Source organism: Janthinobacterium sp. TB1-E2 (assembly GCF_036885605.1).
GTDB classification, from domain to species: Bacteria; Pseudomonadota; Gammaproteobacteria; order Burkholderiales; family Burkholderiaceae_D; genus Janthinobacterium; species Janthinobacterium aestuarii.
Window position 1 is genome coordinate 6,105,647 of sequence record NZ_CP142523.1, and the last position, 17,813, is coordinate 6,123,459.

The window sequence follows — 17,813 nt, forward strand, 5'->3', positions numbered from 1 at the left end:
TTTTTCTTTCGCGTTGTAACCCATAACATTTAAAACGTCGACGATTACCGTTGTACTTGCGGATAACGCATAACAGCCAACTCGATATCCGTCATACCATTAATCCTTCAACACCTTCAAACCGGCTGCACCCAAGCCAAACTGATAAAAGATGGCCGTCCAGTCCTTCAAACTCTGCATGAATGTACTACGTTCAATTTTCTCCGGCACCACCACGGTATCGCCAGGATTCAATGCTGTGCCGCCGAGTCCGCCGAACCAGCCAGTGCCTTGGCCGCTCTGCGCCGTTCCATCGGCACGAATCACGTACATCTCCGATTTATCCGCCGTGGCCGTAATACCCCCAGCTTGCTGCACATAGTCGTTGACCGTGCGCTGTGGACGATACACAAACGCGTTTTGCTGGAAGACGGAACCCAGCACATCCACGGTGCCCGGACGGCGCGGGATCAGGATCGAGTCGCCGTCCTGCAGGGGCAGGTCAGGCAGGTTTTTCACTTGCGTGTCGACACCTGGCAGATCGAGGACGATGCGTCCTTCCGCCTTGACGGTACGCAGCTTTTGCACAATGCGACGCTGCTGCTCGACTTCGGCGGCGGTCTTCGCTGCATTTTCCTTGTCCCCCGAGGCAGACATGCGCTGGGTGGCGTTCGATTCCAGGTCACGTTCGAAGCGGTCGGCCACTTGGTTCAATTTAAGTTGCTGGGCGCGACGTACGGATTCGCGATTCAATTGGGTTGCGTACAGGTAACCATTTTCATTGGCGCCGCCGACACGAGCGATCAGCTCACGCAAGGTTTCGCCTTTTTTCAACAGGAAAATGCCGCTTTGCTTTGCTTCGCCAGCCACGCGCACGTATTCATTCTGGATTTGTGCCTGGACGGGTACGGCGCCTGGTGCAAACACGCGCAGGATATCGGTCGGCTTGACGGCAATCCCGGCCAACTGGCTGCTGGAGACACCTTTGTCAGCCACCAGTTCCAGCACGGTCTTATATTGATTGTCGATATTCTTTTCGACGATGATTTGCTTGGTTTCTGCTGCCGAATCAAAACCACCGGCCCAGCTCAGTACATCGGCCAGTGTCGGATTGCCTTTCAACTCGAAAATGGCCGGTTGCTTCACGCTTCCCGTCAAAGCCACCAGCGGGCCAACTTCAGGAATATAGATCACGTCGCCGTCACGCAAGGTGACGTCGCGGCTCTTGTCGCCCTTGACCAGCATGTCATACAGGTCGAAGGTGCTGACGGTATCCTTGCCGCGCTTGAGCTGGATATTGCGCATGCTGCCGGTGGCGTCCGGACCGCCCGAGGTAAACAAGGCATTGAGCAGGGTGCTCATGGAATTCAGGGTATATGTGCCAGGACGTACCGCATGGCCAACCACATACACTTGCACGGCACGCGTTTGCGCGATGCTCGCTGTCAGGTCGAAGTTGGTGTAGATCTTGCCAATGGCTTTCTTCAGGTAGCCCTGCAAATCCTTGTACTGCACGCCGCTGACCTTGATGGAGCCGACGCGCGGAATGAAAATCGCACCGCTGCGGTCAACCGTGGCGCTGACATCGATGTCAACCATGCCCCAGCCGCGTACCTGCAACTCGTCGCCCGTGCCTATCGCGTATTCCTGGTTCACCTGGACACCATCGAGCGGCGCAAAGGTGGACGGCACATCGCTGAACAGATCCTTGCCAAAGATGCTCAGTTTTTTACCCGTCACGCCATCGACATACTCTTCGAAAGCACCGACTGGCGTGTCGGCATCTGCAGCGCCGCGTTTGGTGGCAGTGTTGGCGGGCAAAGATTTGACTTGCCGTTGCTCACCGCGACCACTGCGAATGCTGGGCAAGCTGCTGCCGCCCATTTCATTGGCCTGTGCACGGGAAATATCCGTGCGAGGCATGTCAGTCGCGCCAAGTTCCTGCTCTACGGCATAGGCCGAAGTGGCCCCAAGCAGGAAAGCCGAGAAAATCACGTGTTTCACGAAAGGCGGGGGAGTACGAAATTGCTTTTTCATGCTGGTCTTTGTCTGGATGAATGATGTTGTATGAGTAAAGGGAGCGCCATGCGCGCTTAATACTTGCCCTGCCAGGTCACGCTGATTTCTTTCGGTCCGGGATTGATCGACAGGCCCGATTTGCTCTGGTCGCGCTGCGCGTGCCACAGCCAGCTACCCATGGCGTAACCGAGAATGCCGCCGGCGACCGTGTCGGACACCCAATGCTTGCGGCCAAACACGCGGCCGGCGGAACCCACGGCGGCCACGCTGTACAGCCATGGCGCATCGTACTCCTTGGCAAATGGCGTCACGGCGGCAAATGCTATAGCCGCATGTCCCGACGGAAACGATGAGTCCGACCGGGATTTCCCGCTGCCCACACTGGTCCACGCACCCCGCTCCTCATCAGGACGAGCACGGCCAATCGCATATTTTCCCACTACTGCCAGACCGGTAGCGGCCGCCACCGACTGCATTGAAATGAGCCCGACATTCTGCAAGCGCTCATCGCCAAACGCAAACGCCGCCCCAGCCGCGCCCACCAGCGCATACGGCATGGCCTTGCCCAGCTTGTCCCAGTTGCGGTAGACCTTGGAATCTTCATGTTTCTTGACGAAACGGTCGACAGGTTTGTCGGCCAGTGCGGAGGCCACCACCACGCCGCCGACCACCGCCGTCGCCTTGAGCCATTCAGGCGCGCTAGGCGTAGCAGATGCGGATTGCTGCAGGCGCGCGCGGAAAGCCGGCCATGGGCTGACAAAGGGACGATCCGGCGGATTGACGGCAGGCAGGTGCTGTTCGTCCGGGCGCTCGGCAAAGTTGCCCAGGCCATCGTAGCTGAGCATGTCGGCGCGCGGGCGCTCGAACATGTCGTACAGGTCGCCCGGCGAGGCCACCATCTGCCCCACGTCGCGCGTCCATGGCGAGATGGCAAAGCCGGCCGTCGATTGCGTATCCATCGGCAACATGCTGTTCAACGGTACGGACAGAAAAATGCCACGGTCCTGGTATGGCTTCGATGGCGTGCCGGGGCTGGTGATATCGTTGCCGTTCGTATGCGTGTACCAGGCGCCGACTTCGATGCCGGACTGGAAGCGGCGCTTGAACTCCATGCGCACGCCCGTGTCCTTGGCCAGGAAGCGGCCGGCGCGCGCCGTCACGGTAATGTCGTGCGGCAAGCGGTAATGCAGGGAGCCGATCGCCGTCACCGTCTTGTAGTCGCGCGAATCGAGCAAGCCCTTGAATCCACGCTGTTGCAAGGCATCGACGGCCACGTCGGCCGCCCAGCGGCTGTCCTTCGGCAGGTACAGCACCTGGCCGCCGACACCGCGGAACATGTCTTCATACAGGCCGGCCGACATGCGGGTATACACGCGCTCGGCCGGATTGTCGTATTTATTCAGCAGCACGCGGCTCAGCGAGAAACGCCCGCCGCGCAAATATTCCGCCACATCGGTACGCACGTGCGGCAAGTTGCTGTTCGATGGCTGCTTGACCCCCGATACCGTTTCCAGCAACTGCAGGCTGGCGGCAGTATTCAGATACAGCCCATCGCCCAGACGGCGGTCGTAGTTCGCTACCGCCGAGATCGAATAGCGGAAGGCGCCGCTCGGGTCATTGAAGAAGAAGCCAACCTTGGGAGCGATCTTGAAACGGTTCGCCTCGCGGTCCAGCGACTTGATCTGCACCACGTCGCCATCGACGCCGACACCGACGGCCAGCTTGCCATCGTCCTTGAGGACGTTGGCAGCCTTGACGGGAGCCAGTGCGGAAACGGCGGGAGCCGGCGTGGTGGCAGGCGCGGGAGCCGCGGCAATTGCCGGCGCGGGAACTGGAGCTGGTGCAGGCGCGGCGGCAACGGCGGGAGCGGGCTTGTCGAGGAACTCCTGCAGCCAGCCTTGCTGGTCATCCCGGATGACATCGCTTTTCTCTGGATAGCGCAACAGCACGACATCGAGGAAGGCCTTGCGGTCGATCTTGCCTGCCAAATAGTCGTTCAGTTTTGGCAAATCAAAGAATTCGTAGGTGGCGATTGGCTGGTCCAGCTTGGTATACGTGATGCGCAAGGTCGTTACGCCCTTCGGCGTGAAGGCGACAGCCGTGCGCGCGGCACGGCCGACGGCGCGGCCCATGTTCGAAATACGGCTGTTGGTCAGGCTCAGGCTCAGGACATTGCCCTCTTGCTCGACACGGATATTCTTGTAATCCTGTTTTACCAGAGCATTGACCAGGTCGGCGCCATATACGGGATCGCGGTGCCATTCTTCCTTGCTCGGCAGCGGTGGCGGATTCTTGTCGTCCACGAAATACGGCGGCTCGTACACCTTGGGAATGAACTCGCGTTCGCCAAACGGAATGCTGATAAAGGCGTTCACGCTGAACTGGTCACGGCTGCGGGCCGCTTGCAAGGCAAGCCAGCCCCAGCGGTATTCCAGGCCCACGGAAGCGCCCTTGCGGCGCTTGCCCGCATTCGTTTCGCTGGCGCGGAAGTCGCGCAAGTAATTCGTTGTATCGTATTCGGCCACCACCGACCAGCGCGGCAGCGCGGCAGGCGTCCAGCGCGCGCCGGCAAACACGCCGTCCGGGCGCTTATGGGCATAGCCGAGACTCGCTTCGATATTCTTGCTGGCGCCAAAAGTCTTGGTGGCAACCACATATTGCCCCTTGACCAGCTCGGTACCGAACAGATCCGTCATGCCGACGGCGACGGACGGCATCCACTCCGTTTCCGACCACAGGCGCAATTTACCGTCGACGACCTTATCCTTGTAGCGGCCATAGCCGCTGCCATATTCGCCGGGCACGTTGGTAAAACCGGGAATGCCCGTGATCGACACATAACGTCCCGTCATTTGCAGGAAAGGCAGGATATTCGCCGTGGCCCATAACTGGCCATACGGGCTGTCGTAGCTGTAGCCGACGCTGAAGGTGCCGTCCGTTTCCACCACGGCGCTGGGCATATTGATATAGCCGGATTGACCACCATGATTCGGGGTCGCGGCCATCACCGAAGGGGCGCCAAGCACCAGACAGCCACACCAGGTATATTTGATTGATTTTCTGAGTACGCTTAACAAATCCGGCTACCTAAAATATCCTGCACCTGGAATTCCTGACAATATATTCAGAAAATCAATGAGCTTGGGGAAACGTGAATAAAACGAAAAAAGGCCAACCGACGGGCATTTTGCAATGCCACGCATCAGTTCGCCGCTAAAACTGGGCACTCCCGGGCGTTTGATCGTTGCTTAACCATGCCTCAGGAATGTATGTCACGGAATTTTAACATTGTTTTCTTGTAGCAAATGCTTAACTTGTTTCCCCTGCGCCACACCTGTCAATGCCGCACAAACGCTGTCCGCAGCCCTGCATCACGCTTGAACCGTCACTTCAAACTGCCAAATACTTTGCCGATTATCTTGCTGCCATATGCGAGCGGATTGCTGCGGATGGCTTTTTCTTCCTCGCCGATCATCAGGTACAGGCCGTCAAGCGCGCGATCCGTGACGTAGCCTTCCACCGTCGATTGCTGCTGCGGCACCAGGCCCGTCTTGCCGATCTGGCTCATGGTGCTGTTGTATTTGCTGGCCAGGCCGGAACGGTCGGTGACGGATTTCACGATGGGCAGGAATTTGACGGCCAGGGGAGCGGATGTTTTCTGGCGGAAGAAATCCGTGACGGAAGTATCGCCACCGGACAGGATATTTTTCGCATCGCTCACGCTCATCGACTTGACCGCGTCGAGCAGCAAGGGCTTGGCCATGGGCACGGCCGACTCGGCGGCACGGTTCATCGACACCACCAGATCGTCCAGCTGCTGGCCGCGGCCCGTCATTTTCAGCAAGGGCTTGGCTTGCTCGAGGATGCCGGGCAGCTTGATTTTGACCTTGTCGTTGTTCAGGAAACCATTCTCGACACCCAGTTTCGATACGGCGGCGGCGGAACCGGCTTCCAGCGCCGCTTTCAAGCCATTGCTGGCATCCTGGTTGCTGAGGGCATCGAGAGGGCCGGCGGCACCTGCGCCGGACGACAGCAGCGCCAGCGCAAACAGCATGGCGGCCGGACGGCCAGGGAAAGGGTTCAGGCGCATGGTTTTCCTTTTCTAGAGAATATACAGACCACCTTCTTCTGGAACCTTAGCACATCAAAACTGCAAATACCGCAGCAATTTTGTGCGTCTGGGGGAAACAAGGAGTGCCACAGATGGCGAAGGGAAAGGACTATACAGCACCTGCTGTTGTATCCGCGCACGCTAACGCGGGCGGCAAGGCTCAGCCTGCTATCGCCGCCAGCTGTTCGCGCACCCGCGCCAGATCCGTCTCGCGCATGCGCGCCGCCGTCTGGCGCAAGGATTTTTCAGCGCCCACCACGCCGGCCGCCACGGCCATCGACAGCCAGATATACGCCTGCTGCAAATCGAGCGGGCCGCCCTGGCCGCTGGCCGCCATCAAGCCCAGATTCATCTGCGCCCGCGCATGGCCCTGGCGTGCGGCCAGCGCATACCAGTCCCAGGCGGCGGCATAATCCTGCGGCACGTCCTGGCCATTGTCATGGCGCAGCCCCAGCGCGAACTGGGCCAGGCTGTGGCCTTGCGCGGCGGCGCGGCAGTAACAGGCACAGGCCTGCTGACTGTCGGGGGCAGGGCCATCGTCGCGGTCGTGCAAGACGCCCTGCATGTATTGTGCGGGCGCGTAATCTTGATCCGCGGCGCGCCGGTACCACTCCAGCGCCAGCGACAGGTCCTGCGGCACGCCCTGGCCATGTTCGTAACGCAGGCCCAGGTCGAACTGCGCCCGCACATGCCCCTGGTCGGCCGCCTTGCGGTACCAGAAGATGGCTTCCTGCGCATCGGCGGGCATGCCCTGACCATGCTCATGCAAGAGCCCCAGCTGATACTGGGCGGCGGGAAAACCCTGCTCTGCCGCCTGACGGTAGAACGCTTGCGCCTGCGCGTAATCGTGGGCGCCGTGTTCATGGTGCAGGCCCAGGTTGTGCTGTGCCGCCGCATGGCCCAGTCCCGCCGCCTTGACATACCATTCCAGCGCCGCCTGTTTATCGCAGGGCACGCCCTGGCCATTGTCGTAGATCAGGCCCAGGTTGAACTGCGAACTGGCGTGTCCCTGCTCGGCCGCGCGCCGGTACCAGGCGATCGCCTGCCGGCTGTCTTGCGGCAGCACGTCGCCATTTTCATAGCGCAGCGCCAGGTTGAACTGGGCCGGCGCATAGCCCTGCTCGGCCGCCTTGCGCATCCAGGCCGTCGCCTGCTGGCGGTCCTGGCGCACGCCCTGGCCATTGTCGTAGCGCAGGCCCAGGTTGAACTGCGCGCGCGCATAGCCCTGCTCGGCCGCCTTGCGGTACCAGGCGATGGCTTGCACGAAGTCCTGCGGCACGCCCTTGCCATTGTCATACATCATGCCCAGATTATTCTGCGCGCCCGCGTCGCCCTGCTCGGCCGCGCGGCTGAACCACAACATGGCTTGCCCGCTATCTTGCGCGAGTCCCTGGCCCTTGGCATACAGCCAGCCCAGGTTGTACTGCGCCGCCGCGTAGCCTTGCTCGGCCGCCTGCTGGTACCAGTGCGCCGCCTGCGCAAAATCCTGTGGCACGCCCTGGCCCTTCTGGCACATCACGCCCAGGTTGTATTGCGCATGCTCGAGCCCCTGCGCGGCAGCCAGGCCATACCAGTGCAGCGCCTGCGCATAGCTTTGTTCGATGCCCTGGCCATTGAAATACATGAAGCCCAGGCTGTGCTGGGCGTTCGCATTACCCTTCTCGGCCAGACCTTTCAGGCGCAGATAATCAGCAGTGTAATGAGCAGCCGTGTAATGAGCGGCCGTGGAGCGGGGATCGGCAAGCGACACGGTCAAGCCTCGATGGTCAGCGTCCGGGACGACGCGGGGGCCGCATCGGCGATCAGACGGTTCTGCTCCTGCAGCACGCCGATGAAGCTGCCCAGCGAAATGGGCCGATGGTACAAGTAGCCCTGCATCGTGGTGCAGCCCTTGTCCTGCAGGTAGCGCGCCTGCCCTTCCGTCTCCACGCCCTCGGCGATCAGGTGCAGGCCCAGGCCGCGCGCGATCGAGATGATGGCCAGGATGACAGGATAGTGTCCGTGCTCGTCGTGGATTTCCTTCACAAACGACTGGTCGATCTTGATCGTGTGGATGGGGAAGCGGTGCAGGTACGACAGCGAAGAATAACCGGTGCCGAAATCATCGATGGCCACCGACACGCCCAGCTGGCACAGCTTGTTCAACTGCTCGATCGCATACTGCGGGTTGCGGATGCAGATGTTTTCCGTGATCTCCACTTCGATCTTTTCCGGCGCGATGCCATAGCGCGTCAGCGCGCCGCGCATCTTCTCGAAGAAGTCGCCCCGGTCCAGGTATTGCGGCGACAAATTGAGCGACAGGCGCACGGCGTCGCCGCCGGCCGCGTTCCACTGCACCAGGTCGCGGCACAGCGCGCCCAGCATCCAGTCCGAGATCGGCAGCATCAAGCCGTTTTCCTCGGCAAACGGCAAGAATTCGCCTGCCGTCAGCAAACCCCGCTGCGGGTGGTTCCAGCGCATCAGGCCTTCGGCGCCGACGATGCGGCCCGTCATCACGTCCACCTGCGGCTGGTAATACATCTCCAGCTGGTTCAGCTCCAGCGCCTTGCGCAAGCTTTGCTCGAGCGCGATCTTCTGGTGCGACACGTCGAGCATGGACTCGTGATAAAAACTGTGGCCGTTCTTGCCCAGCGCCTTGACCTGGTACATGGCGATGTCGGCATGGCGCAGCAGCTCGTCGATGGTCTCGCCGTCGCCCGGATAGATGGCGATGCCGATCGAGGCCGAGATATGCACCTGGTTGCCATCGAGGTCGAAGGGCTGGTGCAGGCATTCGAGGAATTTGTCGGCGATCAGGCGCGCATCCTGGCGGTCGCGCAGTTCCGGCAGCACGATGGTAAATTCATCGCCGCCCTGGCGCGCCAACGTATCGCCGCGGCGCAGACAATCCTTCAGGCGCAGCGCCACCTGCTGCAGCAATTCGTCGCCCTTCACGTGGCCCAGGGTATCGTTGACCAGTTTGAAGCGATCGAGGTCGATGAACATCACGGCCAGCTCCGTCAGCTTGCGCCGCGCCTGGATCACGGCCAGCCCCAGGCGGTCCTTGAACAGCATGCGGTTCGGCAGGTCCGTCAGGATGTCGTGGTAGGCCTGGTAAGAGATGACTTCCTCGGCGCGCTTGCGGTCGGTGATGTCGCGCGCCACGCCGTAGGTGCCGAAGTATTCCTGCTTTTTCGCTTCGTGATCGTGGCTGTGCATGCCGATCGAATTGAGCGGAATCGTCATCAAGGTGTTGTTGAAGGTGCGGTCGCTGCCAGTGCCGCTATGGCACTTCAGGCGCAGTTCCACATTGCGCGAGGCGCGCTCGTCGAGGCGGCGCTCATTGAAGGCATAGCGCGCCCGCTCCTGGTCTTCATCGTGTACGAGAATCGAATAATGGCTGCCGATCAGCTCTTCGCGGCTAAAGCCCAGCAACTGGTGCACCCTGTCGTTGATGAAGGTGATGCGGCCTTCGTGGTTCAAGGTATAGATGATGTCGGGCGAGCTGTCGACCAGGTAGCGGTACATCTTTTCCGAGTTTTCCAGCTGCAGCGCGATGCGCTCGTTCTCCAGCGCCAGCTTGCGCTTTTGCAGCGCGTTCTCCACCGTCTTGAGCAGCTCCTCGCGGCTGTAGGGCTTGCGCAGATAATCGTAGGCGCCACGTTTCAGGGCGCCGATGGCCGCCTCGATGCCGACGTCGCCGCTCATGACGATCACGTCGCCCTCGATGCCGCGCCGGTTGATGTGGTCCATGATTTCATGGCCGCTCATGTCGGGCAGGCGCAAGTCAAGCAGGATCAGGTCGAAGCGCAGTTTCGACAGCTGCGCCAGCGCCTCGCTGCCGCAGGTAGCCGTGTGCAGCTGGTAGCCGCGGTCCTTCAGCAATTCGTGGAGGGAGGCGAGCAGGCGTGGCTCGTCGTCGACCAGCAGGATGCGTGGGCTGTTTTCCAGGTCAAACGGAATGGCGGAGGAGTTCATGGACGTTACGAAGACAAGGCGGTATTGCCGGGCGCGGGCAGCGCGGCTGCGGCGCTCGCCGGCAAGGGAATGGGCAGTAGAATTTCAAACGAGGTGCCGGACTTGCTGCTGCGGCAGCCGATCACGCCATGCAGGCGCGTGACCAGGTCATGCACGATGGACAGGCCAAGGCCGTGATGCGCGCCTTCCTTGCTGCTGCGCACAGGCGAGAACAGATTGGCCAGCACTTCGGGCGCCAGGCCGGCGCCATTGTCGCTGACACACAGCTCCAGGTACAGGCGGCGGTCGCGGTTGACGTGGCCACGGTTCGCCACTTCGATGCGCCCGCCATCGGGCAAGGCTTCGACGGCGTTCTTCAGCAGGTTGAGCAGGATTTGCTTGAGCATGTCGGCATCGGCTTCCACCTCGCATGGCGCATCCTGCATGCGCGTGACCACCTCGATCTTCGGCGGCAGGAAATCGGTGGCGCGGAACAGGCGCAGCACATCGTCGACGACGCGCGCGCAATCGGTCACGCCGCTGGCCGCTGCCGGCTGCAGATCGGCCAGGCCGCCGATCAACTGGCCGACCCGGTCGATTTCCTCATTGAGGATCGCCATTTCGCCGGACACCGGTTCCTGCTTCTCGAGCTTGTGATCGAGCACGCTCAGGTAGTTCTTGATGATGGACAGCGGGTTGTTCACTTCATGCACGACGCGGCGCGACGCGGCGCGGTATTCCTCGGCCACGTGATCGAGCTGGCGCCGCGCCAGGCCGCGCGCGCTGATGGCCGTTTCCAGCGCCGTGGCGGCCTGGTTAGCATACGCGCGCAAAAAACCCTCGCGCTTCTGGCAAGCGGGAATCTGCCATGCTGCCACGCCGCCAACCAACACGCCGAGGCTGCGCTGGCCCGCCACGAGCGGCACGCAAACCAGGCTGTCCGTGCCGAGAATGCGGAACAGCTGCTCTTCGACGATGCCCAGCGCCGGCATGTCGCGTTTCAGGAACGCCAGCTGGCACTCGAGCGCCGATGCCGCCAAAGGTCCGCCCTTGGCCAGCGGGACCGAGAAGCCGGCCAGGCGCTGCTGATGTTCGCCCGCCGCCACGCCGACGAGCGCATGGCCGGTGGCGTTTTGCAGCAGGATGACGGCGGTGTCGAAATCGAACAGGATGCGCGCCGAGCGCGTGATGGCTTCGAGCAGGCTGCTCTCGCCCTGCTGCCGGGCGAAGGTCTGCCCCACTTCGGACACCAGCACCATATTGCGCACTTCGTCGGACAGGCGCCGCTGCACCGGATCGACGGCTGGCGGCGCATACGCGGGCGGCGTGGCGATATCATCCGCGCCGGCCAGGTCGATGCCCAGGTGCTGCGCGGCCTGCTCCACCTGGCGCGCGACGCTGCCGGCCAGGTCGTCCAGTGTCTCGACGTCCAGCGCGCACAGGCTTGCCGCCTGCGTGATGGACTCGGCCTCGTCCGCATCGTCGGCATGGCAGCACAACAGGTGCGCCAGACGCACGATGCGGATCAGGGGATGGCTCGCTTCCAGGCGCGCCAGCGGTTCATGGTGATACAGCACGCTGTCGGCCAGGAAGGAATCGAGGTGCCAGCGTTCGATCAGCCAGGCGCCCGCCTCCGCATGCGTGATCTGCAAGGTGCGCTGCTCCACCGCGCACAGGGCGGCATCGTCGCGCGCCGTGAAATTGAAGGCGTATTCCTTCGGCGCCGTGGCCAGCAAGGCCAGTCGGCCCACGTTGTGCAGCAAGCCGGCCAGATACGCTTCCTCGGCGTGCGGATAGGCCATGGCCTTGGCCAGCGCGCGCGCCATGACGGCGGCCGACAGCGAACTTTTCCAGAAGGCGCGCAAATCCGTGCTGCCGGAATGAGGGAAGCTGTTGAAGGTCTGGAACACGGATTCGCTGATGACCAGGGTCTTGATCATGTCCGTGCCGAGCGAGACGAGCGATTGCTCCAGGCTGACGACCTTGCTCTGGCGATGGTAGGCCGAGCTGTTGGCCACGCCGAGTATCTTGCTGGTCATGCCCGCATCCTTGGCGATCAGGGCGGCCAGTTCCGGCATGCCGGCATCGTCGGCCTGCAGGTGGGCGATCAGCTTGAGGAGGATCTGCGGCATGGCCGGCAGGCGGGCAATCAGCAGGCGATTGCGTATATCTTGATCAGATTGATGCATCGTATCAGGCATTGCCGGTTCGAAAAGGATGAGCGCTCAGCAGCGAAGCGCGGCCACGTTCAGAGGAATCCTCCACTCCTGTAAGCAAAAAATGTGTTGCCTGAGAGGATGCCGGGAAAGCAGTCATCTTATCATAAGCGCCGGATATTACTTGCAATATAGAAAATTAAGTTGAAATAAATCCAGCGTTCTACAGTGGAAACTTATGCCTTGAAGGAACCAAGCAAACGGTGGCGGAAGCGCCGCGATATCAGCCACAGCGCCAGTGCCAGGCCTGTAAACGCCAGCTGGCCCGAGGCCAGCCACAGCACGGAACCGGACAGCAGCGGCGAGATCACGCCAGCTACCACGGCGCCCAGCAAGGTGCTGGCAAACGACTGGCACGAAGCCACCGTGCCGCGGATATGCGGGAACAGGTCAAGCGCCAGCAGGGTCGCGCCCGGCCCCACCAGCGACATGCCGAAGGTGTAGAAGAACAGGGGCAGCACCGACCAGGGCAACGATGGCGGCAGGAACAGGTGATACACGACATTGACGCTGGCGGCGCACAGCAGGAAGGCAAAGCCGATGCCGATCTGGCGCGCGAACGTGACCTTGCCGGCGATGCGGTTGGCCGCCGCGGCGCCCATGAAGATGCCGCTCACGCAGGGAATGAACAGCCAGGCGAATTGCGATGGTCCCAGGCCCAGCTGCTTGGGCAGCATTTCCGGCGCGGCCGTGATGAACAGGAACAGGCCCGCGAAATTGAGGGCGACGATGCCCGCCTTGATGTGGAACAGGGGCGAGCGCAGGATCTGGCCATAGCTCGACGCGAGAAAACGCGGATTGAACGGCTGGCGCTTGGCCAAAGGCAGGGTTTCGGGCAGGCGCCAGTAGCAGAACGCCAGCAGCACCACCGTGTAAAAGGCGAGGAACAGGAAGATCGAGCGCCAGTCGAACCAGATGACGATCCAGCCGCCGAGAATCGGCGCCACGGCCGGGGCGATGGAAAAGATCATCGTCACCAGCGACAGCAGCCGCGCCGCCGCCGCATCGGCATACAGGTCGCGGATGATGGCGCGGCTGATCACCACGCCGGCGCCGGCCGAGACGCCCTGCATGATGCGGAAGAACCACAGGTAGTGCACCGTGTGCGCCGACGCGCAGCCCAGCGAGCCGATGGCAAACATCAGCAGGGACACGAGGATGACGTTGCGCCGGCCAAAGGTGTCCGAGATTGCGCCATGCCACAGCACCATGCCGGCAAAGGCCAGCATGTAGAACGTCAGCGACTGCTGCACTTCCAGCGGCGACGCCTGCAGCGACCCCTGGATCGCGCCAAACGCGGGCAGATACGTATCGATCGACAGGGGGCCCAGCATCGACAGCCCGGCCAGCATCATCGCCAGCGCACCGCGGCTCAGCGGCGCCATGTGGCTCGGCGTGGGAGGCGGAACGGGGGTAACCGGGTCTGGCGGCACGTCGGCCGGAGGAGTGGGAAACATGGCGGATCCAAAGTGGCGCGCGGACCTGCATTGGTCCGCGCGGGTTACTGCGGGTGTATTGCGGTGAACGCTTACTGCTGTGGCTTGGGCTTGGCTTCTTCACGGCGGTTGTATCCCGCCACCATATCGAAGCGGAACAGACGGCATTCCAGCGCACCATTGAAGAATGGCGTCTTGCGCGCTTCTTTCAAACGCAGCAGCTTGGGCAAGCCCAGGTCGGCCGTAAACAGGAACACGGTCCAGCCGGCGAAACGCTGCTTCAGGGTCGTGCCCATGGCCGAGTAGAAGGACGTCGACAGTTCATCTTCCGGGATGGTGCTGTCGCCGCGCACGCCGATACGCTCGCCGTACGGCGGGTTGGTCAGCATGATGCCCGGCACGTCGCTTGGCGGCTTGACTTCCTGCGCCTCGATCTGTTTCAAGGGCACGTCGAAGCGCACGCCGGCGCAACGCAGGTTGTGGCGCGTCATGGCGACCATGTCGCCCGAGATATCGCTGCCGAAAATCGTCGGTTCGGCCGGCAGCGGATTGACCTTGATAGCGTTTTTCATGGCATTCCATGGCGCCGGATCGAAGTCGTGGAAGTTTTCAAACGCGAACTGGCGCGACGCGCCCGGTGGTATCCCCTGCAGCATCTGCGCCGCTTCGGCCAGGATGGTGCCGGAACCGCACATCGGGTCGAACAGCACCATGCCAGGCTTCCAGCCCGACACGCGCAGCAGGCCGGCGGCCAGGTTTTCGCGCAGCGGCGCGTCGCCCGTCTCTTCGCGCCAGCCGCGCTTGAACAGGGCTTCGCCCGAGGTGTCGAGGTAGACGGTAAACGTGTGCGCGTCGAGGAAGCCGACGATGCGCATGTCCGGCGTCTTGGTGTTGACCGATGGACGCTCGTTGAACTGGTCGCGGAAGCGGTCGCAGATCGCATCCTTGATTTTCAGTGTCGTGAATTCCAGGCTGCGCAGCGGCGATTTGACGGCCGTGACATCGACGCGGATCGTGTGGTGCACGCCGAACCAGTCTTCCCAGGATTGCGCCAGGGTCAGGTCATAGATGTCGTTTTCCGTCTTGTAGCCGGAATGGGCCATGCGCATCAGCACGCGCGAAGCGATGCGCGAATGCAGGTTGATGCGGTAGGAATCGAGCAGGTCGCCCGAGCAGTGTACGCCGCCCGGTACCTGGTTATGGACCTTCATGGTCGCACTATCCTGGGCGATCTCGCCCAGTTCCTCGGCCAGCGCCGCTTCCATGCCGCGCGGGCATGGGCAAAAATATGAAGCCATGGTGTACCTTTTATCCGTTGTAGTGAACACCCGCAGGCACCTGCTGCGCGGTACGGCGCTCGCCCGGCGATGCTCGCCGTACCTTCGTACGGCTGCGCTTCTCGGACAAGCGGCGATCCGCTCGCGACGGTGCCTGCGGGTATCGTTACTTTTACTGCATTAAAAAAACCACTTTGTTAACACTGCTTTTAACTTGCTACCTCGCCAGCCGACATGTGCCGCTGACTGTGCTGGTCGGATTACGCGCGGCCTTGCCCCGCTAATCCGACCTACATCCTCAGACCATGAGGCAAAACCGCGCCTGTCCCGTAGGTCGGCTTAGCCCGCCAGGGCGTAAGCCGACATGCGCTGCCGACTGAGCTTGTCGGATTACGCGCGGGGCGCTAATCCGACCTACATCCCTATCTATTTTGCGTCCAGCGCCCGCTCGACGAAATCGAGGCGGTCCTGGCCCCAGTACCCTTCGCCATCGACGATGTACCACGGCGAGCCGAAGACGGAAGCGGCGGTGGCTGCCTCCGTATTGGCGTCGTATTCCGCCTGCACGCTTGCCGTTTCCGACGTTTTCAGCAACTGGCGGCCATCGAAACCGGCATCAACGGCGATCTGCACCAGCGTCTCTTCGTCGCCGATGTTGCGCTCTTCGGCCCACAGGCCGCGCATGATGGCGTGCGCCAGGTTCAGCGATGCCTCCACGCCGTGCGCCAGGCGCGTGGCGATGATCAGCTTGGCCGACGCTTCCGGCGACACGGGGAAGAACTTCGGCTGCAAGGTCAATGGCACTTGCAAAAAGGCCGACCAGCGCGCCAGTTCGGCCAGGCGGTAGGCCTGGCGCTGCGGCGCGCGCTTGGCCAGCGGCAGGCCGCCCGAGACGCTGAAGACCTTGCCCAGGTCGAAGGGACGCACGTCGATCTGTGCGCCCGTCTTCGCGGCGATGGCCATCAGGCGCGCGTGGCCCAAATAGGTCCATGGCGAGTGGGGGGCGAAGAAATACTGCACGACTTTGTTCTGACTTGCACTCATCTCGACTCCCTTAGAAAGGCTTGACCACGACCAGCACGACGACGGCCAGCAGCATCACCACCGGCACTTCATTAAACCAGCGGAACCAGGTGTGGCTGCGCTTGTTGAGACCTTTTTCAAACTTGCGCAGGATAGAACCGCAGGCGTGGTGATAGCCGAGCAGCAGCACCACGAACGTCAGCTTGGCGTGCATCCAGCCCGGCATCTTCATGCGGCCTTCGCCCCCGCCGTACAGCATCCACATCAGGGCCAACCCCAGCACCATCGCCGGCAGCGCCAGCAGGGACATGAAGCGGTACAGCTTGCGCGCCATCAGCAGCAGGCGCTCGGTGGCCACCGTTTCCGTCTCCATCGCCAGATTCACGAAGATGCGCGGCAAATAAAACAGGCCGGCGAACCAGGACATGACGAAGATAATGTGGAAGGCTTTGGTCCAGAGAAAGAGCATGGGGTTCCCATTGTCGGAGGTGGAGAAAAACAGAGCGCGGGCCGCCTTGTGGGCCGCCCGCGAATAGACTACTTGCGGATTTCGCCGTGGCCGAATACCACGTACTTGAGCGAGGTCAGGCCTTCCAGTCCCACCGGACCGCGCGCGTGCAGCTTATCGTTCGAGATGCCGATTTCGGCGCCCAGGCCATACTCAAAACCATCGGCGAAACGCGTCGACGCGTTCACCATCACCGAGGCGGAATCGACTTCGCGCAGGAAGCGCAGCGCATCGCTGTAGTCTTCCGTGATGATCGATTCCGTGTGCTTCGATGAATACTGGTTGATGTGGTCCATCGCTTCATCGATGCCGTCGACGACCTTCACCGACAGGATGGCGGCCAGGTATTCGGTGGACCAGTCTTCCTCGGTGGCCTCTACCAGGTGCGGATACGCAGCGGCGGCCAGGATCGCATGGCTTTCCGGATCGGCGCGCAGTTCCACCTGCTTGGTCAGGTACAGCTCGGCCAGCTGCGGCAGCACGGTGGCGGCGATGGCGCGCGACACCAGCAGGGTTTCCATGGTGTTGCAGGTGCCGTAGCGGTGGCACTTCGCATTGAAGCCGATATCGATCGCCTTCCTGATATCGGCCTTGGCGTCGATGTAGACGTGGCAGATGCCATCAAGGTGCTTGATCATCGGCACGGTGGCCTCGTTCATCAGGCGCGCGATCAGGCCCTTGCCGCCGCGCGGCACGATGACGTCCACGTACTGCGGCATGGTGATCAAGGCACCGACGGCGGCGCGGTCGGTGGTGTCGATGACTTGCACGGCATCGGCCGGCAGACCTGCTCCCTGCAAGCCCTCGGCCACCAGCTTGGCCAGCGCGCGGTTGCAGTGGATCGCTTCCGAGCCGCCGCGCAAGATCGTCGCGTTGCCGCTCTTGATGCACAGGCCGGCCGCGTCCACCGTCACGTTCGGACGCGCTTCATAGATGATGCCGATAACGCCCAGCGGCACGCGCATCTGGCCCACCTGGATGCCTGTCGGGCGGAATTTCATGTTCGAGATTTCACCGATCGGATCGGCCAGCGACACGATCTGCGTCAAACCTTCGACCATGGTGGCAATGGCCGCATCGGACAGGGTCAGGCGGTCGAGCATGGCCGGCGCCAGGCCGGCGGCAGCGGCCGCATCGAGGTCGCGCTGGTTGGCGGCGCGCAGCAGATCGGCATCGCGCACGATGGCGGCGGCGATCAGACTCAAGGCGCGGTTGCGCGTGGCGCTGTCGGCACGCGCCATGGCGCGCGAAGCGGCGCGCGCGCGCGTGCCCACGTCCTGCATATATTCTGTGATGTCCATGCTCGTA

General features: G+C 62.1%; 11 protein-coding genes. All 11 read right to left on the reverse strand.

The genetic code is table 11. The features are described 5' to 3' along the window. Window positions 1–99 precede the first annotated feature (99 nt). The 11 genes from OPV09_RS27505 to OPV09_RS27555 all read right to left on the reverse strand — a co-directional run bounded on the left by OPV09_RS27505 (window position 100) and on the right by OPV09_RS27555 (window position 17,806). Window positions 100–2,163 (reverse strand): SLBB domain-containing protein, encoded by a 2,064-nt coding sequence (locus tag OPV09_RS27505; protein WP_338679979.1) that lies wholly within the window; start codon window positions 2,161–2,163, stop codon window positions 100–102. Next, the gene (locus OPV09_RS27510; RefSeq protein WP_425324014.1) at window positions 2,073–4,958 is read right to left on the reverse strand and encodes a YjbH domain-containing protein; all 2,886 of its coding nucleotides are present in this window, start codon (window positions 4,956–4,958) and stop codon (window positions 2,073–2,075) included. Before OPV09_RS27510 ends, OPV09_RS27505 begins: the two co-directional genes overlap by 91 nt. Window positions 4,959–5,383: 425 nt before the next feature. After that, the gene (locus OPV09_RS27515) at window positions 5,384–6,088 is read right to left on the reverse strand and encodes a DUF4197 domain-containing protein (RefSeq protein WP_072457214.1); all 705 of its coding nucleotides are present in this window, start codon (window positions 6,086–6,088) and stop codon (window positions 5,384–5,386) included. A 181-nt stretch (window positions 6,089–6,269) separates the two neighbouring features. After that, window positions 6,270–7,859, reverse strand: coding sequence for a tetratricopeptide repeat protein (locus tag OPV09_RS27520; protein WP_338679982.1), 1,590 nt, complete (start codon window positions 7,857–7,859; stop codon window positions 6,270–6,272). Between the two features lie 2 nt (window positions 7,860–7,861). Next, window positions 7,862–10,066, reverse strand: a complete 2,205-nt coding sequence (locus tag OPV09_RS27525) for an EAL domain-containing response regulator (protein ID WP_338679983.1) — start codon at window positions 10,064–10,066, stop codon at window positions 7,862–7,864. Window positions 10,067–10,071: 5 nt separating this feature from the next. Further along, a complete protein-coding gene (locus tag OPV09_RS27530) occupies window positions 10,072–12,234 on the reverse strand; it encodes an HDOD domain-containing protein (protein WP_338679984.1) in 2,163 nt (720 codons plus the stop codon). A gap of 203 nt (window positions 12,235–12,437) precedes the next feature. Next, window positions 12,438–13,718, reverse strand: coding sequence for a multidrug effflux MFS transporter (locus tag OPV09_RS27535; protein ID WP_198511227.1), 1,281 nt, complete (start codon window positions 13,716–13,718; stop codon window positions 12,438–12,440). Between the two features lie 71 nt (window positions 13,719–13,789). Beyond that, window positions 13,790–14,995, reverse strand: a complete 1,206-nt coding sequence (locus OPV09_RS27540; RefSeq protein ID WP_374106838.1) for a THUMP domain-containing class I SAM-dependent RNA methyltransferase — start codon at window positions 14,993–14,995, stop codon at window positions 13,790–13,792. A gap of 405 nt (window positions 14,996–15,400) precedes the next feature. Further along, the gene (locus OPV09_RS27545; RefSeq protein WP_034745748.1) at window positions 15,401–16,018 is read right to left on the reverse strand and encodes a 2-hydroxychromene-2-carboxylate isomerase; all 618 of its coding nucleotides are present in this window, start codon (window positions 16,016–16,018) and stop codon (window positions 15,401–15,403) included. 10 nt (window positions 16,019–16,028) lie between these two features. Beyond that, window positions 16,029–16,466: a CopD family protein gene (locus tag OPV09_RS27550; protein ID WP_034745744.1), complete on the reverse strand. Its 438-nt coding sequence runs from the start codon at window positions 16,464–16,466 to the stop codon at window positions 16,029–16,031. Window positions 16,467–16,534: 68 nt separating this feature from the next. Then, a complete protein-coding gene (locus OPV09_RS27555) occupies window positions 16,535–17,806 on the reverse strand; it encodes a glutamate-5-semialdehyde dehydrogenase (protein ID WP_338679987.1) in 1,272 nt (423 codons plus the stop codon). Window positions 17,807–17,813: the final 7 nt, after the last annotated feature.